The sequence below is a fragment of the Sphingomonas sp. Leaf412 genome (assembly GCF_001425405.1).
GTDB lineage: Bacteria > Pseudomonadota > Alphaproteobacteria > Sphingomonadales > Sphingomonadaceae > Sphingomonas.
Window position 1 is genome coordinate 283,326 of record NZ_LMQP01000001.1, and the last position, 26,689, is coordinate 310,014.

General features: G+C 69.2%; 28 protein-coding genes and 1 pseudogene. 10 read left to right on the top strand and 19 right to left on the bottom strand.

From position 1 onward, the window contains the following. Positions 1–34: 34 nt before the first annotated feature. Positions 35–766 (bottom strand): hypothetical protein, encoded by a 732-nt coding sequence (locus tag ASG29_RS01215; protein WP_055979009.1) that lies wholly within the window; start codon positions 764–766, stop codon positions 35–37. A 687-nt stretch (positions 767–1,453) separates the two neighbouring features. Further along, positions 1,454–1,708, bottom strand: a complete 255-nt coding sequence (locus ASG29_RS01220) for a hypothetical protein (RefSeq protein WP_055979012.1) — start codon at positions 1,706–1,708, stop codon at positions 1,454–1,456. 216 nt (positions 1,709–1,924) lie between these two features. On the opposite strand from ASG29_RS01220, the gene ASG29_RS01225 reads away from it, so the two are divergent. The 8 genes from ASG29_RS01225 to ASG29_RS01260 all read left to right on the top strand — a co-directional run bounded on the left by ASG29_RS01225 (position 1,925) and on the right by ASG29_RS01260 (position 9,686). Then, positions 1,925–2,767 (top strand): UDP-2,3-diacylglucosamine diphosphatase, encoded by an 843-nt coding sequence (locus ASG29_RS01225; RefSeq protein ID WP_055979015.1) that lies wholly within the window; start codon positions 1,925–1,927, stop codon positions 2,765–2,767. Positions 2,768–2,777: 10 nt separating this feature from the next. Then, positions 2,778–3,809 (top strand): glycosyltransferase family 4 protein, encoded by a 1,032-nt coding sequence (locus ASG29_RS01230; RefSeq protein ID WP_055979018.1) that lies wholly within the window; start codon positions 2,778–2,780, stop codon positions 3,807–3,809. A 92-nt stretch (positions 3,810–3,901) separates the two neighbouring features. Next, complete coding sequence (locus tag ASG29_RS01235) at positions 3,902–4,582, top strand: DUF1013 domain-containing protein (protein ID WP_055979020.1); 681 nt, start codon at positions 3,902–3,904, stop codon at positions 4,580–4,582. 206 nt (positions 4,583–4,788) lie between these two features. After that, complete coding sequence (locus ASG29_RS01240) at positions 4,789–5,874, top strand: MBL fold metallo-hydrolase (protein ID WP_055979023.1); 1,086 nt, start codon at positions 4,789–4,791, stop codon at positions 5,872–5,874. A 17-nt stretch (positions 5,875–5,891) separates the two neighbouring features. Next, the gene (locus tag ASG29_RS01245) at positions 5,892–6,653 is read left to right on the top strand and encodes an exonuclease domain-containing protein (RefSeq protein ID WP_055979026.1); all 762 of its coding nucleotides are present in this window, start codon (positions 5,892–5,894) and stop codon (positions 6,651–6,653) included. 45 nt (positions 6,654–6,698) lie between these two features. Further along, positions 6,699–8,213 carry a sensor histidine kinase gene (locus ASG29_RS01250; protein ID WP_055979027.1) on the top strand — a complete coding sequence of 505 codons (1,515 nt, stop codon included), beginning with the start codon at positions 6,699–6,701 and terminating at the stop codon, positions 8,211–8,213. Then, complete coding sequence (locus ASG29_RS01255) at positions 8,210–8,659, top strand: response regulator (protein WP_055979032.1); 450 nt, start codon at positions 8,210–8,212, stop codon at positions 8,657–8,659. The genes ASG29_RS01250 and ASG29_RS01255 overlap by 4 nt, the downstream gene beginning before the upstream one ends. 4 nt (positions 8,660–8,663) lie before the next feature. Next, positions 8,664–9,686, top strand: coding sequence for a sensor histidine kinase (locus tag ASG29_RS01260; RefSeq protein ID WP_235532723.1), 1,023 nt, complete (start codon positions 8,664–8,666; stop codon positions 9,684–9,686). Between the two features lie 99 nt (positions 9,687–9,785). Here ASG29_RS01260 and cysN read toward each other — a convergent pair whose 3' ends face one another. From cysN to ASG29_RS01340, 17 genes and pseudogenes are all read right to left on the bottom strand, one after another. Continuing rightward, on the bottom strand, positions 9,786–11,690 hold the full coding sequence (gene cysN / locus ASG29_RS01265) for a sulfate adenylyltransferase subunit CysN (RefSeq protein ID WP_055979038.1): 1,905 nt from the start codon (positions 11,688–11,690) through the stop codon (positions 9,786–9,788). A gap of 40 nt (positions 11,691–11,730) precedes the next feature. Beyond that, positions 11,731–12,621, bottom strand: a complete 891-nt coding sequence (gene cysD / locus ASG29_RS01270) for a sulfate adenylyltransferase subunit CysD (RefSeq protein ID WP_055979041.1) — start codon at positions 12,619–12,621, stop codon at positions 11,731–11,733. Next, on the bottom strand, positions 12,618–13,433 hold the full coding sequence (cysQ, locus tag ASG29_RS17315; RefSeq protein WP_055979044.1) for a 3'(2'),5'-bisphosphate nucleotidase CysQ: 816 nt from the start codon (positions 13,431–13,433) through the stop codon (positions 12,618–12,620). Before cysQ ends, cysD begins: the two co-directional genes overlap by 4 nt. A gap of 96 nt (positions 13,434–13,529) precedes the next feature. Continuing rightward, on the bottom strand, positions 13,530–14,885 hold the full coding sequence (locus tag ASG29_RS01280; protein WP_055979047.1) for a cytochrome P450: 1,356 nt from the start codon (positions 14,883–14,885) through the stop codon (positions 13,530–13,532). 93 nt (positions 14,886–14,978) lie between these two features. After that, on the bottom strand, positions 14,979–16,055 hold the full coding sequence (locus ASG29_RS01285; RefSeq protein WP_055980659.1) for a zinc-binding dehydrogenase: 1,077 nt from the start codon (positions 16,053–16,055) through the stop codon (positions 14,979–14,981). Positions 16,056–16,069: 14 nt separating this feature from the next. Further along, on the bottom strand, positions 16,070–16,861 hold the full coding sequence (locus ASG29_RS01290; protein WP_200932335.1) for a glutathione S-transferase family protein: 792 nt from the start codon (positions 16,859–16,861) through the stop codon (positions 16,070–16,072). Next, positions 16,858–18,072 (bottom strand): LLM class flavin-dependent oxidoreductase, encoded by a 1,215-nt coding sequence (locus tag ASG29_RS01295; RefSeq protein WP_082515543.1) that lies wholly within the window; start codon positions 18,070–18,072, stop codon positions 16,858–16,860. The genes ASG29_RS01290 and ASG29_RS01295 overlap by 4 nt, the downstream gene beginning before the upstream one ends. A gap of 117 nt (positions 18,073–18,189) precedes the next feature. Further along, entirely contained in the window at positions 18,190–18,561 is a 372-nt protein-coding gene (locus ASG29_RS01300; protein ID WP_055979050.1) for a cytochrome c-type biogenesis protein, read from the bottom strand. Further along, entirely contained in the window at positions 18,558–19,085 is a 528-nt protein-coding gene (locus ASG29_RS01305; RefSeq protein ID WP_055979052.1) for a DsbE family thiol:disulfide interchange protein, read from the bottom strand. The genes ASG29_RS01300 and ASG29_RS01305 overlap by 4 nt, the downstream gene beginning before the upstream one ends. Next, a complete protein-coding gene (locus ASG29_RS01310; RefSeq protein ID WP_055979055.1) occupies positions 19,082–20,998 on the bottom strand; it encodes a heme lyase CcmF/NrfE family subunit in 1,917 nt (638 codons plus the stop codon). The genes ASG29_RS01305 and ASG29_RS01310 overlap by 4 nt, the downstream gene beginning before the upstream one ends. A 112-nt stretch (positions 20,999–21,110) precedes the next feature. Further along, the gene (locus ASG29_RS01315; protein ID WP_055979057.1) at positions 21,111–21,566 is read right to left on the bottom strand and encodes an SRPBCC family protein; all 456 of its coding nucleotides are present in this window, start codon (positions 21,564–21,566) and stop codon (positions 21,111–21,113) included. Next, positions 21,563–22,039: a VOC family protein gene (locus ASG29_RS01320; protein ID WP_055979059.1), complete on the bottom strand. Its 477-nt coding sequence runs from the start codon at positions 22,037–22,039 to the stop codon at positions 21,563–21,565. The genes ASG29_RS01315 and ASG29_RS01320 overlap by 4 nt, the downstream gene beginning before the upstream one ends. Before the next feature lies 1 nt (position 22,040). Continuing rightward, positions 22,041–22,826: a VOC family protein gene (locus tag ASG29_RS01325; RefSeq protein WP_055979062.1), complete on the bottom strand. Its 786-nt coding sequence runs from the start codon at positions 22,824–22,826 to the stop codon at positions 22,041–22,043. Between the two features lie 16 nt (positions 22,827–22,842). Continuing rightward, positions 22,843–23,247 (bottom strand): DUF1428 domain-containing protein, encoded by a 405-nt coding sequence (locus tag ASG29_RS17320; protein WP_321163178.1) that lies wholly within the window; start codon positions 23,245–23,247, stop codon positions 22,843–22,845. An 18-nt stretch (positions 23,248–23,265) separates the two neighbouring features. Further along, positions 23,266–23,559, bottom strand: a pseudogene (locus ASG29_RS17325) (DUF1428 domain-containing protein); the annotation flags it as partial. Continuing rightward, complete coding sequence (locus tag ASG29_RS01335; protein WP_055979069.1) at positions 23,556–24,260, bottom strand: glutathione S-transferase family protein; 705 nt, start codon at positions 24,258–24,260, stop codon at positions 23,556–23,558. The pseudogene ASG29_RS17325 and the gene ASG29_RS01335, both read right to left, overlap by 4 nt. Positions 24,261–24,377: 117 nt before the next feature. Further along, positions 24,378–24,806, bottom strand: a complete 429-nt coding sequence (locus tag ASG29_RS01340; protein ID WP_055979071.1) for a VOC family protein — start codon at positions 24,804–24,806, stop codon at positions 24,378–24,380. Positions 24,807–24,873: 67 nt separating this feature from the next. On the opposite strand from ASG29_RS01340, the gene ASG29_RS01345 reads away from it, so the two are divergent. Next, positions 24,874–25,545: a winged helix-turn-helix transcriptional regulator gene (locus ASG29_RS01345; protein ID WP_055979074.1), complete on the top strand. Its 672-nt coding sequence runs from the start codon at positions 24,874–24,876 to the stop codon at positions 25,543–25,545. A 74-nt stretch (positions 25,546–25,619) separates the two neighbouring features. Beyond that, positions 25,620–26,624 carry a cobaltochelatase subunit CobS gene (gene cobS, locus ASG29_RS01350; RefSeq protein ID WP_055979077.1) on the top strand — a complete coding sequence of 335 codons (1,005 nt, stop codon included), beginning with the start codon at positions 25,620–25,622 and terminating at the stop codon, positions 26,622–26,624. The last annotated feature ends 65 nt before the right edge of the window (positions 26,625–26,689 follow it).

Consider the following 26,689-nt stretch of genomic DNA (forward strand, 5'->3'; position numbering starts at 1 on the left):
GCCGTCCGGTCGTCGTTCCCCTCGGTCCGCCGGATCAGTTGCCCGGAATATATCCGAAGGTCGGGCTGGTGACGGGGGTGAACCCCTGCTGATCGCCGAATACCTTGGCAAGCGTGTTGGTGAAACGCTCGGTACGCCCGAACCAGCCGCCGGTGTTCGCGAACCACTTAGTCTCGTTCGGCTGCGGAACCGTTTCCCGGAACGTCGTATAGGCGTCATCATAGTGGGTTTGCGACGCACTGGTCATATGCATCACCTCGTGCATGATGATGAAGTTCATGCCGGCGTTGTTCTGGTAGTTTGGGTCAGCATACGAATCTGCCCCTTCAAACGCCGCGAAATAAAGAGAGTCGACCAGCTTGCCGTCGATTAACTGAACTGAACCGTCACGGTTCTGGCCGAATGGCTGATCGGTCACGAAGAATCTGATGAGGCCCCACAATCGCTTGATTTCGGCCCCAGTCACTTTCTCACCCGAATTGAGCGTATATTCCTTCGTGGCGCTGAGCGCCCGGATGATGGGGGTCAGGATAGCCACCGTCTTCGCCACATTGTCCATCGCGGCTTTTAGTCGCGTGGCGTTGGCCGGATCACTGGCGCGTCCGACCACGATGATGTCGCCCTCTTCCACGCGTTCGGGAGTGCCCGTCTTGCCGATGTTCCGCTCAGTGGACTTATAGCCGTAAAGGCCGCGCCCGTACGAAACAAACACCCCCGGATTGGTTGGCCGCAGCTTGCCCACCACGATGATATCGTCGTCCGCCATCTATGTTCTCCGGTTATCGCCCCGACTCGAGGCGATGAGAACATAAAGGGATCAAGCGCATGTAGGACAGTCGCAAGATCTATCGGACACGGTGTCTACTTGGCATGCGGCATGGTTTCGATATCGTTCAACATCTGCTGAGACCGCAAAGTGAACGATCGCTGCTCATACTTATTCCGACTTACGGCGATGAGCGCAGTCACCTTACGGCGACCTGCCTTCGCCACCTCGCATCTGACGTAGCGGGAAGCCCCGAGATCGACTCTCACCGAAAGTCGGGTCTTGCCGCTCACCAGCAGATAGCGACCCGGCGACACTGCCCATCTGGCCCACCTTCCCGCCTGGAGATCGACAAGCCGCGTGTCACCATAGGAAACAGGACAGGTCGATCTGCCAATTCCAGGATCGGCTGCGCGAAAGAGCACGATCTCGCCACGGCCGGGTGGAATTGGCGGCACCGGGGGGTAGGGCGTACCCGGCGGCGGGGGGGTCGACGATTGAGCCGCGAGAAGAAGGGCCGCAATGACGGTATCCAACATGCGAATGGCTCCCGGATGACGTTGCGGCATTATTGCGCGCCTTACCGGCGAGATAGCAACGCCTCATGCGCGAACCATGCCGCTTTAACGCAAACAGGCCGCGACGCTTCCGCCGCGGCCCGCCTTTACGCCACGAAAGGACGCGCGATCAGTTGCTGTCGCTGTCGTCGTCGTCGCTGCTGGTCAGCACCAGGACCAGCGCGGTCAGCGCGCCCAGGATGCCGATGCTGATGAGCGTGGTCGTCGGCACTTCCGCGCCGATGCGGCTCGCCTTCGTCGCGGGCGTCGCGGCGCGCGCGACCGACAGCGACGCGGCGCGGTTGGCGGGCGCCGCGACGGCGGCGGTCGAGGCGGTGAGCAGCGCGGCGGCGATGCCGGTGGCGATGTACGAACGGATGCGCATGATGATCGATCTCCCTGTCGCGCGCCCTGTTCGCCGCCCGACGTGGCGAGTCAACACGGCGCGGCGTCCCCGCCGCCCTTAAGCAGCCGGATGTTGCAACCATGCGACAGGTCGGATCCGCGACGACGCGAAACCGTCACCGCGCCGTGACGGCGGCGTAACATCGCGCGGGCAGGGACGGTCGGCAGGATCGCCGCCCTCGCGAAAGGCCCGCCAATGACGACCGCCACCGTCACCCGCCTCGCCCCGCCCCGCCGCCGCGCCCGTCCCGAAGCGGTCGTGGAACGGCGGCGCTACCGCACGATCTGGATCAGCGACGTCCACCTGGGCACGCGCGGCTGCGATGCGGAGATGCTGATCGACTTCCTCGACCATGTCGACAGCGACACGATGTATTTAGTCGGCGACATCGTCGATGGCTGGCGGCTGAAGAAGCGGTTCTTCTGGCCCGCCGCGCACAACGACGTCGTCTGGCGATTGATGAAGCGCGCGCGGCGCGGCACGCGGATGGTCTACATCCCCGGCAACCACGACGAGATGTTCCGCCAGTTCGCGGGCCTGGACGTCGGGGGCATCCAGATCCGGCGCAAGGCGATCCACGAAACCGCGGACGGACGCCGCCTGCTGGTCCTGCACGGCGACGAATTCGACGCGATCACGCTGTCGCACCGCTGGCTCGCGCATGTCGGCGACCTCGCCTACACCGTGCTGCTGGCGCTCAACCGCCGCGTCAGCACGGTGCGCCGCCGCCTGGGCCTGCCCTATTGGTCGCTCAGCAAGCATGCCAAGGCGAAGGTGAAGAACGCGGTCGCCTTCATCAGCCGGTTCGAGGAGATCGTCGCCGCCGCCGCGGGCATCCGCGGGGTGGACGGCGTGGTATGCGGCCACATCCACAGCGCGGAGATGCGCGGCATCGGCGGCATCGCTTACTATAACGACGGCGACTGGGTCGAAAGCTGCACCGCGCTGGTCGAGCATCACGACGGACGGATGGAGATCCTGCACTGGGCGGACGAGATCGCGGCGCGCACCGCCCCGCCCGTGGCGATCGCGGCCTGAGGACCGGCACGTGAAGATCGCCATCGTCACCGATGCGTGGACGCCGCAGGTCAACGGCGTGGTCCGCACCCTCCTCGCCACCCGCGCCGCTCTCGTCGCGATGGGACACCGGGTGATGGTCGTCTCGCCCGACCTGTTCCCCAGCGTGCCCTGCCCCACCTATCCCGAAATCCGCCTCGCCCTCGCGCCGCGCGGGGTGGGGCAGCGGCTGGCGGCGTTCGCGCCCGACGCGATCCATCTGTCGACCGAAGGGCCGCTGTGCCTCGCGGCCCGACGCTGGTGCCTCGCCCACGGCCTGCCGTTCACCACCGCCTATCACACGCAATTCCCCGACTATGTCGCCGCGCGCACCCGCGTCAGCCCGGATTTCGTCTGGCGTTACATCCGCTGGTTCCACCGCCCCGCCGCCGCGGTCCTGGTGGCCACCCCCGCGGTGGAGGCGACGCTGCGCGCGCGCGGCATCGCGCAGGTGCGCCGCTGGGGCCGCGGCGTCGATCGGGCGCTGTTCCATCCCGCCGGCATCCGCGACGCGGGCCTGGTCGCGCTGCCCGGCCCGGTCCTGCTGTACGTCGGGCGCGTGGCGGTGGAGAAGAACGTCGTGGCGTTCCTGTCGCTGGACGTGCCCGGGACGAAGGTGGTGGTCGGCGACGGCCCCGCGCGCGACGTGCTGGCGGCGCGATACCCGTCGGCGCTCTTCCTCGGGCAGCGGCGCGGCGAGGACCTCGCCGCCTGCTATCGCGCCGCCGACGCGCTGGTGTTCCCCAGCCTGACCGACACGTTCGGGCTGGTGATGGCGGAGGCGATGGCGTGCGGCACGCCGGTCGCGGCCTATCCCGTCACCGGCCCGGTCGACGTGCTGGCGGGCGGCGGCGGCGTGATGCGGGCCGACCTGCGCGATGCGGTGGCGGGCGCGATGGCGCTGGATCGCGCGGACGTGGCGCGGATCGGCGCGCGGTTCGACTGGGACCGCGCCACGCGGCAGTTCCTCGCCGCACTGGCCCCGCTGCCCGTGCCGCGGCCGATCGCGACGCGCGCCGCCTGACCGCTTGCCCTGCGGCGTCCGGCGCACTAAGTCCGTCGGGTTGAGGCCGCTCCGTGAAGGGGCGGCCCTTTTACGTTTGACGGAGTATCCGCATGGCCCAGCCGCTCATGCCCCACGCCACCGCCTCCTGGATGGTCGATCAGACCGCGCTGTCGTTCGAGCAGATCGCGGAGTTCTGCGGCCTCCACATCCTGGAGGTACAGGCGATCGCGGACGATACCGCCGCGACGAAGCTGACCGGCCGCGATCCCGTCCGCGCGCACGAGGTGACGCAGGATGAGATCGACAAGGCGCAGGCCGACCCCGATTACCGCATGAAGATGACCAAGGGTCCCGAGCAGGTCCGCCGCACGAAGGGCCCGCGCTACACGCCGGTCAGCAAGCGGCAGGACAAGCCCGACGGCATTTCCTGGATCATCCGCAACCATCCGGAGATCACCGACGGGCAGATCTCGCTCCTGATCGGCACCACCCGCACGACCATCGCCGCGATCCGCGACCGCAGCCACTGGAACATCGCGAACATCACGCCGAAGGATCCGGTGACGCTCGGCCTGACGACGCAGCGCGAGCTGGACGCCGCGGTGGCGAAGGCGGCGAAGGCGGCGGGGATCGAGGCGAACCCGACCGACACGCGCCTCGACGGCGACCGCGAGGCATTGATCGCGTCGCTGCGCGCCGAGCGCGAGCAGGCCGCGCGCGATGCCGAACATGCGGGCGACGAGGCCCCGAACCTGCTGCCCGGCGGCATCGTCGACCCCTTCCGCCGCTGAGAATGTGGGCGACGCCTGCGCGGCACGTCATAAACCGGCGTGTCCCCGCGCAGGCGGGGACCCAGGGTCACGCAGGACAACGGCGCGTAGCGTGCGCAACCCTGGACTCCCGCCTTCGCGGGAGAACGGCGGCGCTCGGGACGACCGCGGGGCCAAGTTAAGCCGCTCGCTTCACTTCCCCGTCCCCGCCTGATAGCGTCGCGCGCATGGCGACCCATTACCAGCGCGCGCTGATCGGCGACGAGAGCCTGACGCCGACCAGTTCGGCGGGCCTCACCTTCCCGTTCGGCGATCGCGCGCCGCAACCCGGCGAGCTGCTGACCGTCGCGCCCGGCATCCGCTGGTGGCGCGTGCCGATGTCGGGACCGCTGAAGCACGTCAACGGCCTGATCCTGGATGATGGCGACGGCCTGCTCGCGATCGACACCGGCACCGCCTCGCCGCGGTCGACCGAGGCGTGGAACGCGATCCTCGACGGCCCGCTCGCGGGGCAGCGGATCACGCGCATCCTGTGCACGCACATGCACCCCGACCATATCGGGCTGGCGGGCTGGCTGGCGCGGCGGTTCGACGACGCGCCGATCCTGATGACGCGCACCGAATGGCTGATGGCGCGGATGCTGTCGTCGGACAGCCGCGACGAGGTGCCCCCGGAACAGATCGCCTTCTGGCGCGCCTGCGGGTGGAGCCCGGAACAGATCGCGAGCGCGGAGAAGGGCGGCTTCGCGCGCTTCGGAAAGATGATCGCGCGCCTGCCGCTGGGCTTCACGCGCATCCGCGACGGCGAGACGCTGTCGATCGGCGGATCGGACTGGGAAGTGGTCGTCGGCAGCGGGCACAGCCCCGAACATGCGTGCCTGCTCGACCGCGAGCGCCGCATCCTGATCGCGGGGGACCAGGTTTTGCCGCGGATCAGCAGCAACGTGTCGCTCCACGTCAACGAACCGGGCGCGGACCCGCTGGGCGAATGGCTCGATTCGATCGCGCGCTTCCGCCTCCTGCCCGACGACCTGCTGGTCCTGCCCGGCCACGGCGATCCCTTCCACGGGCTGCACGCCCGGCTCGACGCGCTGGCGACCGAGCATCGCGACCGGCTCGACACGCTGGCGGCGCATATCGAAACCCCGCGCCGCGCCGCCGACTGTTTCCCGCAATTGTTCCGTCGCCCGATCGGCCCCGACGTCATCGGCATGGCGACCGGCGAGGCATTGGCGCACCTGCGCCATCTGGAGGCGACCGGCCGCGCCCGGCGCGAGGACCGCGACGGCGTGTGGTGGTATTCGCGGGCCTGAAGGTCCATGTAGCGGTCGTGCGTCGTCCCCTGCCCCAGATCGTCCGCGTCATCGACCTCGAAACGACCGGCTCCGCCCCGCCCGCGCACGGGGTGTGCGAGGTCGGCTGGCAGGACGTGGCGCTCGGCCCCGACGGCCGCTGGGAATTATATGGCGAGGGCGGCAACCGGCTGGTCAATCCCGGCCGCTCGATGCCCCCGATCACGCAGGCGATCCACCACATCCGCGACGAGGACGTGGCCGACGCGCCGTGGTGGCACGACGTCGCGCGACAGGTCCTCGATCCCTACCCCCGCCGCGTCGCGCTGGCCGCGCATCGCTCCGCGTTCGAGGAGCAGTTCTGCACGCCCGCGATGACGCATGGCGCGGACTGGATCTGCACGTGGAAATGCGCGCTGCGGCTGTGGCCCGACAGCCCGTCCTTCTCGAACCAGGTGCTGCGCTACTGGCGCAAGCCCGACGGGCTGGACCACGACCGCGGCCTGCCCGCGCATCGCGCCTTCCCCGACGCCTATGTCACCGCGCACCATCTGCGCGACCAGCTGAACGAGGCGTCGGTCGCGCAACTGGTCGAATGGACCAGCCAGCCCGGCCTGCTCCCCCGCGTCCGCTACGGCCCCGACCGCGGCAAGGACTGGCGCGAGATCGAGGAGGAAAGCCTCGTGAAGTTCATGACCGATCGCGACCCCGACATCCGCTTCACCGCGGAAACCGAAATGGCGCGCCGCCGCGGCGGCGGCCATGTCGGCCGCGCCACCGCGCAGGAACTGCTGCTGTAGGTCGTCACTGGCGCCGACGTGCCAGTCACGCTACCGCCCGTCGCGATGGTCCGCCGCCCGCTTCCCTTCGTCGTCGTCCGGGAAGGATCGATCGGGCGTCGCCTCGCCCTCTTCATGATCCTGGGCTTCGTCGCGCTGATCGGGGCGGGGGGTGCCGCGACCTGGGTGATGAGCGAGAACGAGCGCCATGCGCGCATGGTCGCGCACACCTATCAGGTGGAGAACGCCATCCTCGATTCGCGCCGCCTGATCGAGCAGGCGGAGACGACGCGGCGCGGCTTCCTGCTGATGCCCGAGGACCGCGGCTTCCTGCGCTCCTATCGCGAGGCGGCGGCGCAGCTTCCCGCCGCGCTGGCGCGGTTGCGGGCGCTGACCGGCGACAATCCGCGGCAACAGGCGCAGGGCGCGGCGATCGGGCGCGCGGTCGCGGCGCTGGCGGCACGGCGCGAGGATACCGTGGCGATGGTCGCGAACGGCGACGCCGCCGCCGGGCTCGCCGCCTTCCGCCGCGACGACGAATCGGCGCGGTTGCGCACGATCCGCGCCGGGTTCGACCGGATGCTGGCGGAGGAGCGGCGCCTGCTGGCGCAGCGCGACGCGGCGCTTCGGGCCAGCGAGCGGTTGTTCTACGCCGTCGTGGCGCTCGCCGGCCTGCTGCTGGTCGGGGTCGCGCTCGTCTCCCTCGCGACGATCCTGGCCTACACGCGCGATCTCGCCCGCTCGCGCGACGCGCTGTCGCAGATGAACGAAGGGCTGGAGGGGATCGTGGCGGAGCGCACGTCGGACCTGACCCGCGCGAACGACGAGATCCAGCGGTTCGCCTATATCGTCAGCCACGACCTGCGCTCCCCGTTGGTGAACGTCATGGGCTTCACCGCCGAACTGGAAGGGGCGGCGGGCACGCTGCGCGGCCTGGTCGAGCGTGCGGAGGAGCACGCGCCCGATCTGGTGACGCAGGACGACCGCCTGGCCGCGCGGGAGGATCTGCCCGAGGCGATCGGCTTCATCCGGTCGTCGACGCAGAAGATGGACCGGCTCATCACCGCGATCCTGCAATTGTCCCGCCATGGCCGCCGCGTGCTGACCCCCGAACCGATCGACCTGGCGCAGATGGTCGCGGGCATCGGCGACACGCTGGCGCACCGGCTGGATTCGGCGGACGCCGTCCTGGCGATCGACGGGACGCTGCCCGTCATGGTGACCGACCGCTTCTCGATCGACCAGATCCTGTCGAACCTGATCGAGAATGCGGTGAAATACCTGCGCCGCGGCGTTCCCGGCCGGATCGTCGTGCGCGGGCATCGCGCGGGCGCGCGCGCGATCCTGGAAGTGGCGGACAACGGCCGCGGCATCGACGCGCGCGATCACGATCGCGTCTTCGACCTGTTCCGCCGTTCGGGGACGCAGGACGTGGCGGGCGAGGGGATCGGCCTGGCCACCGTCCGCGCGCTGGCGTTCCGCCTGGGCGGAACGATCGACGTGACATCCACGCCCGGACAGGGCACCACTTTCCGCCTCAATCTACCCCTTACCCTCGACGCGCAGGAAAACCGGGAATGAACGCACCCCAATCCGTCGGAATCGTGATGATCGAGGACGACGAAGGTCACGCCCGGTTGATCGAGAAGAACATCCGCCGCGCGGGCATCATGAACGAGATCAGGCATTTCACCGACGGGACGAGCGCGCTCGACTATATCTTCAACGATACCGGCGGCCCCGCGCTGAACGGGCCCGCGCTGGTCTTGCTGGACCTGAACCTTCCCGACATGAGCGGCACCGACATCCTGGCGCGGATCAAGGGGTCGGACGGCCCGGTGAAGCGCACGCCCGTCGTCGTGCTGACCACCACCGACGACAGCCGCGAGATCCAGCGCTGCTACGACCTGGGCGCCAACGTCTACATCACGAAACCGGTGAACTACGAAAACTTCGCGCAGGCGATCCGGCAACTCGGGCTGTTCCTGTCGGTCATCCAGGTCCCCGATCTGGACGAGGGCCGCTGATCGTTTGGCCCATGTCCTGTACATCGACGACGACGCCGGCATCCGCCGGCTGGTCGCGCGCGCGCTGGAGCGGCGCGGCCATCGCGTGACGACGGCGGCGGACGGCGTGGCGGGCGTCGCCGCCGCCGCGGCGGAGCCGTTCGACCTGGTCGCGGTGGATCATTACATGCCCGGGATCGACGGGCTGGAGACGCTGGCGCGGCTGAACGCGCTGCCCGACGCGCCGCCGGTCGTCTACGTCACCGGGTCGGAGGAAAGCCGTGTCGCGGTCGCCGCCCTGCGCGCGGGCGCGGCGGACTATGTCGTGAAATCGGTCGGTGACGATTTCTTCGACCTCCTCGACGCCACCTTCGCGCAGGTCATCCGGCGCAGCGAAACCGCGCGCGAGAAAACCCGGGCCGAGGCCGACCTGCGCGCCAGCAATGCGCGGCTGGAGGCGTTGCTGGCGGAGGTGAACCACCGCGTGGCCAATTCGCTCCAGATCGTGTCCGCGATGGTGCGAATGCAGGCGAGCGGCCTGACGGACGAGGCGGCGCGCGCGGCGCTGGAGGACACGCAGGCGCGGATCACCGCGATCGCGCAGGTCCACCGCCGCCTGTACACCGGCGACGATGTCGAGAGCGTCGACATGCAGGAATATCTCGCCGCGCTGATCGCCGAACTGTCCGCCACCTGGTCCAGCGCGGATCGCCCGCGGGACCTGCATCTCGCCGCGGAGCCGCTGCGCCTGCCGACCGACCGCGCGGTGTCGCTGGGCGTGATCGTGACCGAACTGGTCAGCAACGCGTGCAAATACGCCTATCCCGCGGGCGCGGGGGAGGTCCGCATCGTGCTGACCCGCGACGGCGACGCGCGCTTCCGCCTGTCGGTGGAGGACGACGGCATCGGCATCGTCGACGCCGCACCGCAGGGCACCGGCGTCGGCACCCGCCTGATCCGCGCGATGGCGCAGAGCCTGGACAGCGTGGTGGAATACGACCCCGCCCACCGCGGCACGCGCGCCGTGCTGGCGGCGGGGTTGGCGTAGGTCCACCTCAGCCTTCCGTTCGGGCTGAGCGCAGTCGAAGCCTATGCACCACCGTCGGCGCATACCCTTCGACTTCGCTCCGGGCGAACGGAGGTGTGGTCAGGCCGCCTCCCGGTCCAGCAACCACGCCACGATCCGGTCCGCCGCCGCCTCCGCGCTTTCCACTGCGGTATCGACGTGCAGGTCGGGCGCCTCGGGCGCCTCGTACGGGCTGTCGATGCCGGTGAAGTTCGCCAGCTTCCCGGCGCGCGCCTTCGCATACAGGCCCTTCACGTCGCGCGCCTCAGCCGCGGCGAGCGTCGAATCGACGTGGATCTCCACGAACTCCCCGGGGCTCAGCATCTGCCGCACCAGGTCGCGCTCCGCCCGGAAGGGGCTGATGAAGGCGGTCAGCACGATCAGCCCCGCGTCGGTCATCAACCGCGCGACCTCGCCGACACGGCGGATGTTCTCCACGCGGTCGGCATCGGTGAAGCCCAGGTCGCGGTTCAGCCCGTGGCGGACGTTGTCGCCGTCCAGCAGGAACGTGTGCCGGTTCATCCGCGCCAGCTTCGTCTCGACCAGGTTCGCGATCGTCGACTTGCCCGCCCCCGACAGGCCGGTGAACCACAATACCGCGGGCTTCTGGTTCTTCAGGTCCGCGCGCCGCTCGCGCGTCACGTCCAGATGCTGGCGATGCACGTTGGCGGCGCGGCGCAGCGCGAACCGGATCATGCCCGCCGCGACGGTGGCGTTGGTCGCCTTGTCGATCAGGATGAAGCCGCCCAGTTCCCGGCTCTTGTCGTACGGCTCGAACACCACCGGCCGGTCGAGCGACAGCGTCGCGACCCCGATCGCGTTCAGCTCCAGCGTGCGCGCCGCGGTCTGTTCCAGCGTGTTGACGTTGACCTGGTATTTCGGCGTCCGCAGCGTCGCCGACGCGTTTTGCGTCGCGAGCTGGAAGACATAGGCGCGGCCGGGCAGCATCGCCTCGTCCGCCATCCACACGATCGTCGCCTCGAACTGGTCCGCCGCCTCCGGCGGGTCGCCCGCCGCGGCGATCACGTCGCCGCGCGAACAATCGACCTCGTCCGACAATGTCAGCGTCACCGACTCGCCCGCCACCGCCGCATCGCGATCGCCGTCGAGCGTTACGATCCGCGCGACGGTGGTGGTGCGCCCCGACGGCACGATCCGCACCGCATCGCCCGGCTTCACGCCGCCGCCCGCGATCGTGCCCGCGAAGCCGCGGAAGTCGAGGTCGGGACGATTGACCCATTGCACCGGCAGGCGGAAGGCACCGCGCGCCTCGCGATCCGCATCGACGGGCACGGTGTCGAGATGCTCGATCAGCGTCGGGCCGTCGTACCACGCCATGTTGGTGCTGGCGGTCGCGATATTGTCGCCGCCCAGCCCCGACACGGGGATCGCGCGGAAATCGGTGATCCCGATCTCGCTCGCGAAGGCGCGATAGGCCAGGCGGATGCGGTCGAACACGCCCCGGTCGTAACCGACCAGATCCATTTTATTGATCGCCAGCACGATGTTCCGCACGCCCAGCAGATGCGCGAGATAGCTGTGCCGCCGTGTCTGCGTCAGCACGCCCTTGCGCGCGTCGACCAGGATCACGGCCAGGTCCGCGGTCGACGCGCCGGTGACCATGTTGCGCGTGTACTGCTCATGCCCCGGCGTGTCGGCGACGATGAACTTGCGCCGCTCGGTCGCGAAGAAGCGATAGGCGACGTCGATCGTGATCCCCTGCTCGCGCTCCGCGGCCAGACCGTCGACCAGCAGCGCGAAATCGATGTTCTGCCCCTGCGTGCCGACGCGCTTGCTGTCCGCCTCCAGCGCCGACAGCTGATCCTCGAATATCTGCTTCGAATCGTACAGCAGCCGGCCGATCAGCGTCGACTTGCCGTCGTCCACCGATCCGCAGGTGATGAAGCGGAGCAGCGATTTCGATTCATGGCTGGCCAGATACGCGCGGATGTCGGTGCGGATCAGGTCGTCGGGGGTGTAACTCATCCTATCCTCCCCGGCACGGGGAGGATATGCCCGCTCGCCATCAGAAGTACCCCGCCTGCTTCTTCAGCTCCATGCTGGCGCCCGCCTCCTTGTCGATCGCCCGCCCCTGCCGCTCGCTCGTCGTCGTCAGCAGCATCTCGCGGATAACATCGTCCAGCGTCGCGGCCTCGCTCTCCACCGCGCCGGTCAGTGGGTAGCAACCCAATGTGCGGAAGCGGATCGAACGATCCACCGGCACCTCGCCGGGCGCCAGCGGGAAACGGTCGTCGTCGACCATCAGGATCAACCCGTCGCGCTCCACCGTCGGGCGCGGCGCCGCGAAATACAGCGGCACGATCTCGATCCCCTCGCGCGCGATATATTGCCACACGTCCAGCTCGGTCCAGTTGCTCAAGGGAAAGACGCGCATGCTCTCCCCCTTCGCGTGGCGCGCATTGTACAGGTGCCACAATTCCGGCCGCTGCGCCTTGGGATCCCAGCGGTGGGTGGCGGTGCGGAAGGAGAAGATGCGCTCCTTCGCGCGCGCCTTCTCCTCGTCGCGCCGCGCGCCGCCGAACGCGGCGTCGAAGCCGTATTGGTCGAGCGCCTGCTTCAGCCCTTCGGTCTTCCACAGGTCGGTGTGCAGGCTGCCGTGATCGAACGGGTTAATCCCGCGCGCCTTCGCATCGGGATTCTGGTGGACCAGCAATTCCATGCCCGCATCGCGCGCCGCCTGATCGCGCAGGTCGTACATCGCGCGGAATTTCCACGTCGTGTCGACATGCAGCAGCGGGAAGGGCGGCGGCGCCGGGAAGAACGCCTTCTTCGCCAGATGCAGCATCACGGCGGAATCCTTGCCCACCGAATACAGCATCACCGGCCGCTCCGCGACCGCGACGACCTCGCGCAGGATATGGATACCCTCCGCCTCCAGGCGATCGAGATGCGTCATGGCAGGAACGGCCGCAGCGGTGCGGGGTCGTAGCTGCCCGTCGCGACGAAGCCCTCGTTGCGGAAACCCGCCTTGCCGTACTGGAACGTCGCACCGTCGAGGTCGAGCGTCCGTCCGCCCGCCGCGCGCAGGACCGCGTCGCCCGCGGCGGTGTCCCATTCCATCGTCGGCCCGGTGCGCGGATACACGTCCGCCTCCCCCGCCGCGACCAGCGCGAACTTCAGGCTGGACCCCACCGACACGCGATCGTCGATGCCCGCGGCGGCGAACCAGTCGTCCAGCCCGGGCATCGCATGGCTGCGCGACGCGACCGCGACGACCGCCGAATCGGCGATGCGGACATGGATCGCGCGGGCGTCCGATCGCTGTCCGTCCGCGATACGGGTCGCTGCCCAGGCGCCCGTCGTCGTATCGCCCCAGTACAGGGTGTGGCGCGCGGGCGCGTAGACGACGCCCATCGTCGGCACCCCCGCCTCCACCAGCGCGATGTTGACCGTGAAATCGTCGCCGCGCCGCACGAACTCCTTCGTCCCGTCCAGCGGGTCGACGAGGAAAAAGGTCGCGTCGACCGCGGGCATCCGCCCGGCGGCGCATTCCTCCTCCGCGATGACCGGGATACCGGGCGCGACGCGCGCCAGCCCCGCGAGGATCACGCCCTCCGCATCGCGGTCCGCCGCGGTGACGGGACTGTCGTCCGCCTTGAAACTGGTGGTGCAGCCCGCGACGAAATGCCGCATCACGACATCGCCCCCCGCCTCTGCGAGCGAGACGAGGGCGTCGAGCAGGGTCGCGCGGTTCGGAACGTCGGTCATCGCGTCGCTATGTGGCGGCGCACGCCCGCGGTCGCCAGCAACTTGTACGCGGGGCGGTGGCAAGATGGGCTTATCCTCCCCGGCACGGGGAGGATATCAGGCCGCCCTCGCCGTCGCCTCCGGCGTGAATTCCACCTCCAGCCGCTTCACCGCATGGACGAAGTTGTTCGGCGCGATGTCGATCTCGCCGGTCCAGCGGATGTCGGGGAAGCGCGCGAAGATCTGGCGATACGCTTCCTCCAGCTGCAATTGCGCCGTCATCCGCCCGATGCAGATGTGCGGCCCGTGGCCGAAGGCGATGTTCTTCTCCGCATTGGCGCGGCGGATGTCGAACCGGTCGGGATCGGGGAACATCGCCGGGTCGCGATTGGCGGCGCCGTAATACATGATCGCCTTCTCCCCCTCGGCGATCGTCTGTCCGCATACGTCCACGTCGCGCGTCGCGGTGCGCCGCATGTAGATGACCGGCGACACCATCCGCGTGATCTCGTGCACCGCATTGGTCAGCAAGCCGCCGTCCGCCTGCAACAGCGCCTTCTGCTCCGGGTTTTCGGTGAACAGCTTCATCGCGCCGGACAGCGAGTTGCGCGTCGTGTCGTTGCCCGCGAACACGATCAGCAGCCACGCGCCGTCCAGATATTCGTCGGGCAGCTTGCCGCCCTCGACCTGCGCATTCGCGATCGCGCTCATCAGGTCCGCCTGCGGGTCGGCGCGGCGCTTCGCCAGCATCGCGCGGCCATATTCGAACATCTCCGCCACGTTGGCGTTGAACATGTCGATGAACGCCGCGATCTGCGGCGTCGGTTCGGACAGTCCGGCGAGCTGGTCCATCTGCTCGACCGCGATCTGCTGCGCCATTTCCAGGAAATGGATCCATTGCATGAAGCGTTCGCGGTCCGCGACCGGCACGCCCAGCATCTCGCACAACGTGAAGATCGGCAGCCGCTGCGCGAACTTCTCGACGAAATCGCATTTGCCGGTGGGCGCCATCCCGTCGAGCAACCGCGTCACCTCCGCCGACACGCGGTCGCGCAGGCCCTTCATGTACGTGGCGGTGAAATAGGGCATGTGCTCCTTGCGAAGCTCGCGATGCGGGCGCCCGTCGAGGTTTATCATGCTGTTGGTCGACGCGGAGAACAACGTCGGATGCCGCGTCTCCTCCGCACCCAGCGCCATCAGGATGCCGCCCTTTTCGGACGAGAATCCCTCGGGATCGCCGTTGACGCGCTTGACCGCCTCATGGCTGGTCAGCGCCCAGAACCCGACGCCGTCGCGTGGCATGGGATGCCACATCACCGGCGCGGTCTCGCGCATGCGGCGGAAATCATCCCACGGCTGCCCCTTCGTGAAGCGGTAGATGTCGGTCAGGTCGACGTCGGGCAACGTCGGGCGGACGGGGGGATAGGTCGGGCCCGCGCGGCCCTCGACGATGTTGTCGCTGACAAGATGCATCCTGGTTCTCCTCAACCCCCGTTCGCCCTGAGCGCAGTCGAAGGGCATGTGCTTCGACTGCGCTCAGCACGAACGGGGGAACTGCTCATGAATTCACGTGCCGGGCCGCACGACGATCTTACAATGCCGGTCCGGTTCGCCGAGCGCGGCGAAGGCGTCGGCCACGCCGTCCAGCCCCACCTCCCCCGTCACCGCGGGCGCGACGTCGATCGTCCCGTCCGCGATGTGCCGCAGCGTGGCGGCGAATTCGTCGGGGGTGTAGGCCAGGACGAATTTCAGCGCGATCGACTTGTTGATGCACAGGAACGGTTCGATCGAGTCAGTCTGCATGCACACGCCGACGACGAGGATCTGGGTCCCCACCGGCACGCGCTCGATCAGCGACTGAATGACGCCGGGCACGCCGACGCATTCGAACACGACCGCACGCTTCCCCGTGCCGCCCGTCATCGCCAGCAGCGATCGTTCGGTACGGCTATGCGGCACGCCCAACGCGGCCCAGCGCGCATGCGGATCGTCGGCGGCGGGGTCGACCACCTCGTCCGCGCCGAATTGTTCGGCCAGCCGCCGGCGCGCGGGGCTGTAGTCGCTGGCGATCACCGGCCCCAGCCCGCGCGCCTTCAGCGCCGCGATGACCGCGAGGCCGACGGGGCCGCAACCGACGACCAGGTTGACGGTGTCCGCGCCCGCGTCCGACTCGGCGACCGCATGTTCGCCGACCGCGAACGGCTCGGTCATCGCCGCCGCGACGTCGGACAGGCCGTTGGGCACCGGCAGCAACATCGCCTCGGTCAGCACCATTTGCTGCGCGAACCCGCCGGGGAACAGGTTGGAATAACCCACGGTCTCGAACCCGCGCGGCGTCGGCACGACGGGCATCCCGACGACGCGCGTGCCCGTCTTCAGCCGCCGGTCGGTGCCGGGTCCGTGATCCAGCACCGCCGCACAATATTCATGGCCGAACACGATGTCGCGCGCCGGATCGATCAGCCCCGGCTCGCCCGTGCGCGCTGACAGCGCGACCATCGTCTCCATCGCATGGACGGCGTGGAGGTCGGAGCCGCAGATGCCGCAGCACAGGGTGCGGACCAGCACCTGCCCCGCCGCCGGCTCCGGCGTCGCCAGATCGTCGACGACCAGCGCGGGACCGCGGCGGACGACGGCGCGCATCAGCGCCCCGCTCGTCATCGCATGTCCGGGGTGAAGCGGATGTTGTCGCGCGCCATCCCCTCGGTCACGACGTCGATCCCGCCCGACCGGATCATCCATTCCAGCCGGTGGTCGCGATACTCACGCTTGAACAGGCCCTGCTCCACCGCCTTCGCGACATCGCCCATCCCGCCCCCCGCGGTCCTCGCCGCCCTGGCCTCCGCCAGCGTGTCGGCGACGGAGGCGCGGGCGTTGGCGCGCGCCAGCCAGTCCGCCAGCCGCCCGCCGGGCGCATGGCCATGCCCGACCGATCCGTTCAGGTACGGCGCGACTGCGGCGTCGCCCCAGCCGAAGCGGTCGCCGGTGAACCAGTCGGCCGCGCCCAATTGCCGCTCCAGCCACGCGAACATCCCCGCCAGCTGCCGCTCCGCCGACGCCAGCAACGCGTCCGCCGCCCCGTCCCGGCCGCGGCCGAAGGCACGGACCTCGGTCAGGCCCCAGTTGATCGCCTCCAGCTGCGTGTCGACCACATCCTCGACCATCCGCACCCGCGCCCGGTCCGCGGGCGCGGCGGGCAGCATCGGACGGTCGGGATAGGCGTCCTCCAGATATTCCAGGATGACGGTCGAATCGAACACCGCCACGTCGCCGTCAATCAGCGCGGGCACCTCGGCGCGCGGATTGGCGGCCAGGAAATCCCCCCGCGCCCCGCCCGTGCCGATGCCGCCGGGCACGACCGTGTCGAACGCCAGCTCCTTCTCGCGCAGCGCGATCTTCACTTTCTGCGCATAGGGCGAAAACGGGTGGTCCCAGAGGGTCAGCGTCACTCCGCCGCCTCCGGCTTCTTGTCGAGGCCCATCGCCGCCAGGATTTCGGGCCGGATATTGTCGCTGCCCTTGTCCGCCACATGTTGCGCGACGCGCGCGCCGACCGCCTTCTGCGCCTCCCCGATGAAGCGCGGGCGATTGTCCGCGGCCCAGCGCAGGCTGGCGTCGCGGTTGGTGTTGCTTCCCTGGAAATGCGGCATCACGTGGCGCGCGATCAGTTCGTAGGACGCTTTCTTGTCCGCCCAGTCGGCCCAGTTGGTATCGAGCGTCAGGAACGCGCCGAACCCGCCCGACTGCTCCTGCAACCGTGCGATCTGGCGCACCGCGTCGTCGGGCGTGCCGACGATGGCCATGCCCGAATTGACCAGCGAATCGACGGGATCGCTGCCGTCCTGCGGCGCCAGCGGCAGCGCCGCGACCTCGCGGAAATAATACAGCCATTCCTCGATGCCGAACCTTACCTGCGCGCGCGCCTCCTCGGTCGTGCGCGCGATATGGACCGGGCCGACCAGCCGCCACTGGTCGCGGTCCATCGCATGCCCCGCGTCGCGCGCCGCATCCTCCGCGATCGCCCAATTGGTGGCCAGCGCGTTGAACCCGCCCGCCTGCGTCGCGCCGATCGACAGCACGCCGACGCCGTGCCGCCCCGCCGCCGACGCGCCGGTGGGCGACACCTGGCTGGCGACCGCGATCTGCACCGACGGGCGCGTGTACGGCGTCATCTGCAACCGCGCCTCGTTCAGTTCGAACCAGTCGGTCTTCTTCGTCACCGTCTCCCCGCGCAGCAGCGGGACCAGCACGTCCAGCGCCTCGTCCATCCGGTCGCGCTGCTTCGCCACCGGGATGCCCATCATGAAGGCGTCGGACGGCAGCGCGCCCGGCCCGACCCCGAACATCACGCGCCCGCGCGTGATGTGGTCCAGCTGGTTGATGCGATCCGCCAGCATCAGGGGGTGGTGATAGGGCAACGACGACACGCCGGTGCCCAGCCGGATATGCTTCGTCCGCTCCGCCACCGTGGCGATGAACAGTTCGGGACTGGCGATCAGCTCGTAGCCCGCGGAATGATGCTCGCCGATCCACGCCTCGTCGAACCCCAGCTTGTCCATATGGACGACCAGGTCGAGATCGCGCTCGATCGCCTGGGTCGGATTTTCATCCAGCGGGTGGAAAGGCGCGATGAACGCCCCGAAACGCAGCCGGTCGGCCATGTCGTGATCCTCGCCATAACTTTTGTTCTGGGGCGGAGGGTATGTCGGCTTTCGGTCCGGGCCAAGTGAAAAGTTTCGAGACGAAACCCTCCCCTCGCCACGATCGGCGCGCGGGGACTATCGCCGCCGCCGGAAACTCCCCCGCGCCAGCACCACGCCCAGCGCCAGCAGCGCGATCGGCGCGATCCACAGCGGCAGCGTCGCCCAGCCCAGCGGCGGATCGTAGCTGACATAATCGCCATATCGCGCGATCAACCAGTCGCGCACCTGGCGCGGCGTCTCTCCCGCGGCGATTCGCGACCGCACCAGCGCACGCATCTCGCCCGCCATGTCGGCGTCCGAATCGGCGATCGACTGCCCCTGGCAGACGAGGCAGCGGATGCTCTCCATCAACCCCCGCGCTGCCGCCTCCTTCACCGGATCGCGCAACTGCGTATGCGCCAGCCCGGCGTCGGGCGTGGCGGCGGCCAGGAGCAGCGCGACGATCACTTCGCCTTCGCCAGGGCCTGCAACAGGTCGGGGATATCGTCGGCGCGGATGTCGCCGACATGCTGGCTGACGATCGTGCCCTTGCCGTCGATCACGAACGTCTCGGGCACGCCCGACGAACCGATCGCGAGTTGCAGCCGGCTGTGGCGGTCGTCGCCGATCGCGGCATAGGGATCGCCGTTGCGCATCAGGAAGCGCGATACCGCCGCGGGCGTATCCTTGATCGCCACCGCATCGATCGGCACGCCCGCCGCCTTCAGCGTCATCAGCTGCGGCGCCTCCGCGATGCACGGCACGCACCAGCTGGCGAACACGTTCAGCAGGCGCGGGCTGCCCTTGCGGAAATCGGCGCTCGACAGGCCCGGCTTGCCCGGCGCGATCGCGGGCAGCGTGAATTCGGGCAGCGGCTTGCCCACCATGCGGGAATGGACCGTCCGGTCGGCGGGCCGGTACAGGCCCCAGGCGATCACCGCGATCAGCACGCCGAACGCGCACAGCGGCACCCACAACAGCCAGCGCCTCACGCCTCCAGCCTCCGCCCCCGCTGACGCCGCGCGCGCGCCGCATGGCCCAGCAGCGACAGGAGCCCGCCGACCGCGATCATCGCGCCGCCCAGCCAGATCAGCGTCACCCACGGCTTCCACCACAATCGCACCTGCCACCGCCCGTCGTCGCCCAGCGCGCCCAGAACGGTGTACAATTGCCCCGATGGCAAGGTCGCGATCGCGCTTTCGTTGGTGGCGGTGACCGGGTTGTTGAAATAGCGGACCTGCGGGCGCAGCACGAAGGGCGCGTCGCCGTCGGGCGTCACCGACAGCCGTGCCTCCAGCGCGGTCCAATTGTCGCCGATGACCGGCCGCACGCCGTCCAGCGTCACGCCGAACCCCGCGACGCGCGCGGGCTGGCCCGTGCCGACCGCCACCATCGTCTCGCGCGTGAAGGCGGTCGATACCGCCATCCCGGCCAGGCTGACCGCGATGCCCAGATGCGCGACGACCATGCCCCACACGAACAGCGGCGTCCGCGCCAGGTTGCGGCGTGCGAGCGGCGCGACGCTGGCCACCGCCAACCCCGCCGCAAGCGCGATCCCGGCGAGCGGCAGCGGGTTGATCGGTCCCGCCAGCACGAACACGCCCGCCCCTGCGGCCAGCGTCGCCGCGATCGGCCACGTCATCCGCGTCAGGACCGCATCCGCCTCCTCGCGCCGCCAGCGCATCAACGGCCCGACCGCCATGATCGCGACCAGCAGCAGCGCCACCGGCCCCGCGGTGGAATCGAAGAACGGCGGCCCGACCGACAATTGGACGTCGAACGCGCCCGCGACGATGGGATAGAAGGTGCCGATCAGCACGATGCCCAGGATGACGGTCAGCAACAGGTTGTTGGTGACCAGCGCGCCCTCGCGGCTCAGCGGGTCGAACGGCGCCCCCTGCCGCACGCTGCCGATCCGGACCGCGAACAACGTCAGCGCCGCGCCGATGTACAGGACCAGCAGCGCGAGGATGAAGCTGCCGCGCGACGGATCGACCGCGAAGGCGTGGACGCTGGTCAGGATGCCGGAGCGGACCAGGAACGTGCCCAGCATCGACATGCTGAACGCCACGACCGCCAGCATGATCGTCCACGCGCGCAACCCGTCGCGCGTCGCCAGCACGCTGACCGAATGGAGCAGGGCGGTCGCGGCGAGCCACGGCATCAGGCTGGCATTCTCGACCGGGTCCCAGAACCACCAGCCGCCCCAGCCCAATTCGTAATAGGCCCAGTAGCTGCCCGCGGTGATGCCCAGCGTCAGGAACACCCACGCCGCCAGCACCCACGGCCGCATCGCGCGCGCGAACGCCGGCCCGACATCGCGCGTGACCAATGCGCCGACCGCGAAGGAGAAGGCGACCGACAGCCCGACATAGCCCGCGTACAGCGTCGGGGGATGGAAGGCGAGGCCGGGGTCCTGCAACAACGGGTTCAGCCCCGCGCCGTCGGGCGGCGCGGGGTTCAGCCGCGCGAACGGGTTCGAGGCGAACAGCAAGAAGGCGTAGAAGCCCAGCGCGATCCCCGCCTGCGCGCCCAGCGTCGCGACCAATGTCGCATCGGGCAGGCGCCGCTCGAACCGCGCCACGCCTGCGCCCGCGAGGCCCAGGATCGTGACCCACAGCAGCATCGACCCCTCGTGGTTTCCCCACGCGCCCGCCAGCTTGTAGATCGCGGGCTTCATCGAATGGCTGTTGGCCGCGACCAGCGCGACCGACATGTCGCTGTTCCAGAAGCACGCGATCAGCGCGAGCATCGCGACGCCCGCCATCGCGCCCTGCACGATCGCGACCGCGCGGGCGGCGGCCACCGCCTCCCCGCGCCGCTGCGCGACGAACGCCAGCGCCAGCTGCAACGCGGCCAGCGCGGCGGCCAGCCACAAAGCGGCAAGGCCGAGTTCGGCGATCATGCGGCGGGACGGGAAGCGGTCACGCGGCGTGCCTTACGGCGTGGCGCGGCGGGATGCCAGCCAGCAACCTGCGTTCGCCCCGAGCGACGCGCCCAGCCCGAACGGCGCGCGGCTATTCTCCCGCCAGCCGCATCGCCACCTCGACCAGCTGGTCCGTCGCCGCGTTCCACCCCGCCTCGAACCCCATCGCCGCGTGGCTCTCCATCGCCGCCGCGGTCCAGTGGCGCGCGATCGCTGTGTAGCGGGTGCGGCCGTCGCCCAGATCCTCGAACCGGTCGATCCGGACCATGAACGGTTCCGCGGGCTGCCAGTCCGCCGTCACCGCGTCGGTGGAGACGATCAGGCGTTCGGGCACGACCTCCAGGTACACGCCCGCCAGCGCATTCTCCTCCCCGTCCGGTCCGCGCATCACCATTTCGGAGCGGCCGCCCGCGCGCAATTCCTGCGCGCCGACCTCGACCGTCCACGGCCGCGGGCAGAACCATTCCTCGGTGTGTTCCGTCCACGCGCGCCAGACCGCCGCGACGGGGGCGTCGATGACGCGTTCGATGCTCAGTTCGTGGCTCATGCGACCGCCTCCTCCAGCGTTGCGATATCGATCCTGCGCATCGTCATCATCGCTGCGAACGCGCGCCGCGCCAGCGCGCGATCGGGCTGCATCATCAGTTCGTTCAGCCGCCGCGGCGTGATCTGCCACGAAAAGCCCCATCGATCCCTGCACCAGCCGCACGCGCTCTCCGCCCCGCCGTTGCCGACGATCGCATCCCAGTATCGGTCGGTTTCCGCCTGGTCCTGCGTTTCGACCATGAACGACACCGCCTCGTTGGGCACGAAATCCGGCCCGCCGTTCAGCCCCATGAACGCGCGGCCGAGCACGGTGAATTCCACCACCAGCTCCGCGCCCTCCTCCCCGCCCGGGAACGGCGACGGCGCGGCATAGGCGCCGTCGACGTGGCTGTCCGGAAAGGTCGCGGCATAGAATTCCGCCGCACGCCGCGCTTCGCCGTGGTCGAACCACAGGCAGGTCTTCAACGCACCCATCTCACGCCTCCTTCCGCGGGCCGACGATGCCGATCTGGTGGCCCGCCACATCGGTGATATTGGCGGAATAATCGCCGCCGGGGATCTGGTCCGGCCCCTGCATCAATGCGCCGCCGCCGGCGGTCGCGGTCGCGATCGCGGCATCGATGTCGGGGACCAGCACGTACCAGTTCCATCGCGCGGGCGCGCCCGTCGCGGTGCTGGACATGATGGCGCCGGGGCGGAAATCCGCGCCCTTCCCGATGAAGGCATAATCGCCCAGCTCGCCCATCGGCATCGCCCCCGCTCTCTCCCACCCGAACAGCGCGCCGTAGAAGGCGAAGGCCCCGTCGGGATCGGGGGTCGACAGTTCGATCCACACGCCATGGCCCACGTTGCCCGCTCGCTGACCGAACGCCTGCGACGGCGTCGGGTCGGTACGGGCCATCACCGCGAAGGTCACGCCCTGCGGATCGTGCGCCAGCGCGAAGCGGCCGACATGCGGGATATCCATCGGCCCGAGGACGATCCCGCCGCCCGATCCCGTCACCCGCGCCGCCGTCGCGTCGACGTCCGCGGTCGCGAAATAGACCAGCCAGCCGGGAAAGCCGGGGACGCAGAGCGGGGGGCTGACGATCCCCGCCACGCCGCCGCCGTCCGCGGCCTGCGCGACGAAATAATCGTGATGCTCCGCCATCGGCGGCGCGGCGATGTCCCAGCCCGCGACCGCGGCGTAGAACGATCGCGCCGCGTCGACATCGGCGGTATTGAGTTCGAACCAGATCGGCATGCCGTCGGGATCGGCCATGTCTTGTCTCCTGTCCCTATGCGTCGAGGATGACGGCGAAGCCGCCGTAGATCAGCCGCTTGCCGTCGAACGGCATGTCGGACGGCGGCGTCTGCATCCGCGGGTCCGCCATCACCGCCGCCATTCCGGCGTCGCGCGTCGCCTTGTCGGGCCATTCGATCCAGGAGAAGACGACCGTCTCCTCGCCCTCGGTCTGCACCGCGCGATGGAAATCGGTCTTCTGCCCGCGCATCAGGTCGTCGCCCCACGTCTCCACGACGCGCATCGCGCCATGGTCGCGGAACACCACCGACGCCGCTCGCGCCATGGCGAGATAATCGTCGCGCCGCGCGGGCAGGACGGGCGCGACGAAGCCGTCGACATAGGTCGCGCCGCCCGTCTTGCCGTCATCCAGGATCGCCTCGAACCCGGAATAGACCATGCGGCTGCCGTCGAACGGCATGTCGCCCATCTCTTCCATCCGGGGATCGCTCATCATCCGCGCGGTGGCGGCATCGCGCGTCGCCTTGTCGGGATATTCCAGCCAGGAGAACAGCACCGTCTCCGCGTCCGTCGCCTGCACCGCGCGCGCGAAATCGGTGCGCGTGCCCGCGGGCACGTCGTCGCCCCACGCCTCGACGAACCGGCGCGCGCCGAATTCCGCGAACAGCGGCACCGCCTTCGCGGCATGTTTCAGATACGCGTCCCTGCCGGCCGTCGGCACCGGCGTGATGAAGCCTTCGACATAGGTCATGCCCGTTCTCCTGCATCCTGCGATTGCGCGTCCAGCCACGCCTGGAACCCCGGCGGTGCCGTGCCGGTGAACCCCGCCATGTGATCCGCCAGCGCGCGCGCGAACGCGGGCCGCGCCTCGCCGCGCGCGACATAGGCGACGAGATTGGGATAGGGATCGAGCATCCCGTCGCCCGCGACGATCCGCAACACCGACGATGTCAGCAGGTCGCCCGCGGTGAAGACCTCGCCGTCGAGCCATTCCCTGGTGCCCAGCCGCTCCGAAAGTTCGGCCAGCCGCTCGTGCACGCGCGCCTCCACCGCGGGGCGGCGGGGTTCGGACCATGGCTCGCCGCGTTCGAAGATCGTGACGATCGACAGGTCCATGATCGGCGGCTCCAGCGTGTTGAGCGCAGCGAACATCCATTCGATCGCGCGCGCACGGCCGTCGCGCGTTTCGGGCCACAGGCCGTCGTGCGAATCCGCGATGTGCAGAACGATCGCGCCCGATTCGAACAGGGTCAGCCCGCCCACCTCGTAGGTCGGCACCTGCCCGAACGGCTGCCGCCCGCGGTGCGGCCCCTGCTTCTGCTCGCCCTGGCTGAGGTACAGGACGTCATAGTCCTGCCCCACTTCCTCCAGCGCCCAGCGGACGCGCAGGTCGCGGACCTGCCCCTGCGCGAACGGGGGGACCCAGTCGAACGCGGTGATGATCGGCTTCATGGATTCGCTCCCGTCACGCGAAGGGGGCGGCGCCGGCCAAAGCGGCCTGCCCCAGGATCGCCAGCGTGGTGCCGACGAAGGCGACGATGCCCGGCATCGTCGAACGATGCCGCGCGTTCACGCCACCGGCTCCGCCGCATGCGCCGCCGCCGCGGCCGCCATGTCCATGAACATCGGTCCCCAGCCGTGACCGTCGGGATCCTCGAACGCGCGGCTGTACATGAACCCCAGATCCTCCGCGTCATGCAGTTCGCGTCCGCCCGCCGCGACCGCCGCCGCGGTGATCGCATCGACCGCGGCCCGGCCGTCGCGCGAGATCGCGAACATCGCCCCCGATTCGGTGCGCGCGTCGATGATCCGCTTCGAGGTGAAGGTGGCGTAGAAGGCGTGGTCGAGCAGCATGACGTGGATCGTGTCGGACAATGCCATCGCGCTCGCCTGCGCGTTGGAGAACATGTCGTTCTTCACGAAGCCGATCGCCGCGTAGAAGGCGGTCGCCCTCGCCACGTCGGCCACCGGCAGGTTGATGAAGATCGTCTGCGGCATCGTCCCTCTCCTCGTCGGCGAATCGCCCCGTTGCATTTTCTGCCCCCGATGGTTATCAAAAACAACCATGAGGTTAGAAAAGATAACCGACGATCGGCAGCGCTGGTACGATGATGCCTGCGGCACCGCGCTGGCGATGGAATTGATGGGGGAGCGCTGGTCGATGCTGATCGTGCGCGAGCTGATGTTCGGCCCGCGCCGGTTCGGGGAGGTGCGCGCGGGACTGCCGGGTATCAGCGCGAACGTGCTGACGCAGCGGCTGGAGGGACTGATCGAATCGGGCATCGCGACGAAGCGGCACTTGCCCTCCCCCGCCAACGTGCAGGTCTACGACCTGACCGACTGGGGCCGCGACGCCGGTCCGCTGATCCGCCAGCTCGGCCATTGGGCGGCCCGTTCGCCGCGGCACGACCGGATGGCGTTCATGTCGCCCGCCTCCGCGATGATGTCGCTGGAAGCGTTGGTCGATCGCGACCGGGCGGTGGCGCAGGACATGACGATCGCCTTCCGCTTTCCCGCCGACGCCTTCGTCGCGCGCGTCGATGCGGACGGCCTGTCGATCCGCCGCGGCGAGGATGCGGGCGCCGACGCGACCTTCACCGGCGACACGCTGGCGCTGCGGATGACGATCTACGGCAAGGTGCCGTTCGATGCCGCGGAGGGGATGGCGGTCGACGGCGACCGGACGCTGGCGCGGCGCTTCGTCGATCTGTTTCGCCTGCCGGAGAAGATCGCGTGACCTGCGCGTTGTGGTTGACGCGGGCGCGTTCCGTTCGCACTGGATAAGACCACTTCAAGCGAACGGCTTAACGAATGACCGATATCCCGAACACCCAGCCCGACAGCCGGGACACGACGATCCTGGACGCGCCCGACAAGATGGTGAGCGTGCGCGACCTGTTCGGGATCGATTCGGACATGGAATGCCCCGCCTTCAGCGAGGCGGACGAGCGCGTGCCCGATCTCGATCCCGCCTATGTGTTCGATCCCGACACCACGCTGGCGGTGCTGGCGGGCTTCGCGCACAACCGCCGCGTGATGGTGCAGGGCTATCACGGCACCGGCAAGTCGACGCATATCGAACAGGTCGCGGCGCGGCTGAAATGGCCGTGCATCCGCATCAACCTGGACGCGCACATCAGCCGCATCGACCTCGTTGGCCGCGACGCGATCGTGCTGCGAGACGGGCAGCAGGTGACGGAGTTCCGCGAGGGCCTGCTGCCCTGGGCGTTGCAGACCCCGACCGCGCTCGTCTTCGACGAATATGACGCCGGCCGCCCCGACGTGATGTTCGTGATCCAGCGCGTGCTGGAGACGGAGGGGAAGCTGACGCTGCTCGACCAGAACCGCGTCATCCGCCCCAACCCGCATTTCCGCCTGTTCGCGACCGCGAACACCGTGGGCCTGGGCGATACCAGCGGCCTGTATCACGGGACGCAGCAGATCAACCAGGGGCAGATGGACCGGTGGAACGTGGTCGTCACGCTCAACTACCTCCCCGCCGCGACCGAGGCGCGGATCGTGCTCGCCAAGTCGGGCGAGTATGACAAGCCCGACGGGAAGAAGGTGGTGGAGAACATGGTCCGCGTCGCCGACCTGACGCGAAAGGGCTTCGTCAACGGCGACATCTCGACCGTGATGAGCCCGCGGACCGTCATCACCTGGGCGCAGAACGCGCTGATCTTCAAGGACGTCGGCTTCGCCTTCCGCCTGTCGTTCCTGAACAAGTGCGACGAGGCGGAACGCGCCCTGGTGGCGGAATATTACCAGCGCGTGTTCGGCAAGGACCTGCCCGAAAGCGTGGTGGGGAAGGCGTAGGTCCGCCGGCCCCGCACCACCGACGCGACGAAGGGGGCGGCCGGAAACGGTCGCCCCCTTTTCGT

Excerpts from the sequence above, each read along its gene's own strand:
- ASG29_RS01345 (WP_055979074.1), top strand. The coding sequence starts at position 24,874 with ATGAGGTTAGAAAAGATAACCGACGATCGGCAGCGCTGGTACGATGAT.
- cobS (WP_055979077.1), top strand. The coding sequence starts at position 25,620 with ATGACCGATATCCCGAACACCCAGCCCGACAGCCGGGACACGACGATC.
- cysQ (WP_055979044.1), bottom strand. The coding sequence starts at position 13,433 with ATGACCGACGTTCCGAACCGCGCGACCCTGCTCGACGCCCTCGTCTCG.
- ASG29_RS01215 (WP_055979009.1), bottom strand. The coding sequence starts at position 766 with ATGGCGGACGACGATATCATCGTGGTGGGCAAGCTGCGGCCAACCAAT.
- ASG29_RS01310 (WP_055979055.1), bottom strand. The coding sequence starts at position 20,998 with ATGATCGCCGAACTCGGCCTTGCCGCTTTGTGGCTGGCCGCCGCGCTG.
- ASG29_RS01340 (WP_055979071.1), bottom strand. The coding sequence starts at position 24,806 with ATGCCGCAGACGATCTTCATCAACCTGCCGGTGGCCGACGTGGCGAGG.
- ASG29_RS01240 (WP_055979023.1), top strand. The coding sequence starts at position 4,789 with ATGGCGACCCATTACCAGCGCGCGCTGATCGGCGACGAGAGCCTGACG.
- ASG29_RS01325 (WP_055979062.1), bottom strand. The coding sequence starts at position 22,826 with ATGGCCGATCCCGACGGCATGCCGATCTGGTTCGAACTCAATACCGCC.
- ASG29_RS01315 (WP_055979057.1), bottom strand. The coding sequence starts at position 21,566 with ATGAGCCACGAACTGAGCATCGAACGCGTCATCGACGCCCCCGTCGCG.
- ASG29_RS01250 (WP_055979027.1), top strand. The coding sequence starts at position 6,699 with ATGGTCCGCCGCCCGCTTCCCTTCGTCGTCGTCCGGGAAGGATCGATC.
- ASG29_RS01285 (WP_055980659.1), bottom strand. The coding sequence starts at position 16,055 with ATGCGCGCCGTCGTCCGCCGCGGTCCCGCGCTGGTCGTCGACGATCTG.
- ASG29_RS01235 (WP_055979020.1), top strand. The coding sequence starts at position 3,902 with ATGGCCCAGCCGCTCATGCCCCACGCCACCGCCTCCTGGATGGTCGAT.
- ASG29_RS01280 (WP_055979047.1), bottom strand. The coding sequence starts at position 14,885 with ATGCATCTTGTCAGCGACAACATCGTCGAGGGCCGCGCGGGCCCGACC.
- ASG29_RS01335 (WP_055979069.1), bottom strand. The coding sequence starts at position 24,260 with ATGAAGCCGATCATCACCGCGTTCGACTGGGTCCCCCCGTTCGCGCAG.
- cysN (WP_055979038.1), bottom strand. The coding sequence starts at position 11,690 with ATGAGTTACACCCCCGACGACCTGATCCGCACCGACATCCGCGCGTAT.
- ASG29_RS01225 (WP_055979015.1), top strand. The coding sequence starts at position 1,925 with ATGACGACCGCCACCGTCACCCGCCTCGCCCCGCCCCGCCGCCGCGCC.
- ASG29_RS01220 (WP_055979012.1), bottom strand. The coding sequence starts at position 1,708 with ATGCGCATCCGTTCGTACATCGCCACCGGCATCGCCGCCGCGCTGCTC.
- ASG29_RS01295 (WP_082515543.1), bottom strand. The coding sequence starts at position 18,072 with ATGGCCGACCGGCTGCGTTTCGGGGCGTTCATCGCGCCTTTCCACCCG.
- cysD (WP_055979041.1), bottom strand. The coding sequence starts at position 12,621 with ATGACGCATCTCGATCGCCTGGAGGCGGAGGGTATCCATATCCTGCGC.
- ASG29_RS01255 (WP_055979032.1), top strand. The coding sequence starts at position 8,210 with ATGAACGCACCCCAATCCGTCGGAATCGTGATGATCGAGGACGACGAA.
- ASG29_RS17320 (WP_321163178.1), bottom strand. The coding sequence starts at position 23,247 with ATGGTCTATTCCGGGTTCGAGGCGATCCTGGATGACGGCAAGACGGGC.
- ASG29_RS01320 (WP_055979059.1), bottom strand. The coding sequence starts at position 22,039 with ATGGGTGCGTTGAAGACCTGCCTGTGGTTCGACCACGGCGAAGCGCGG.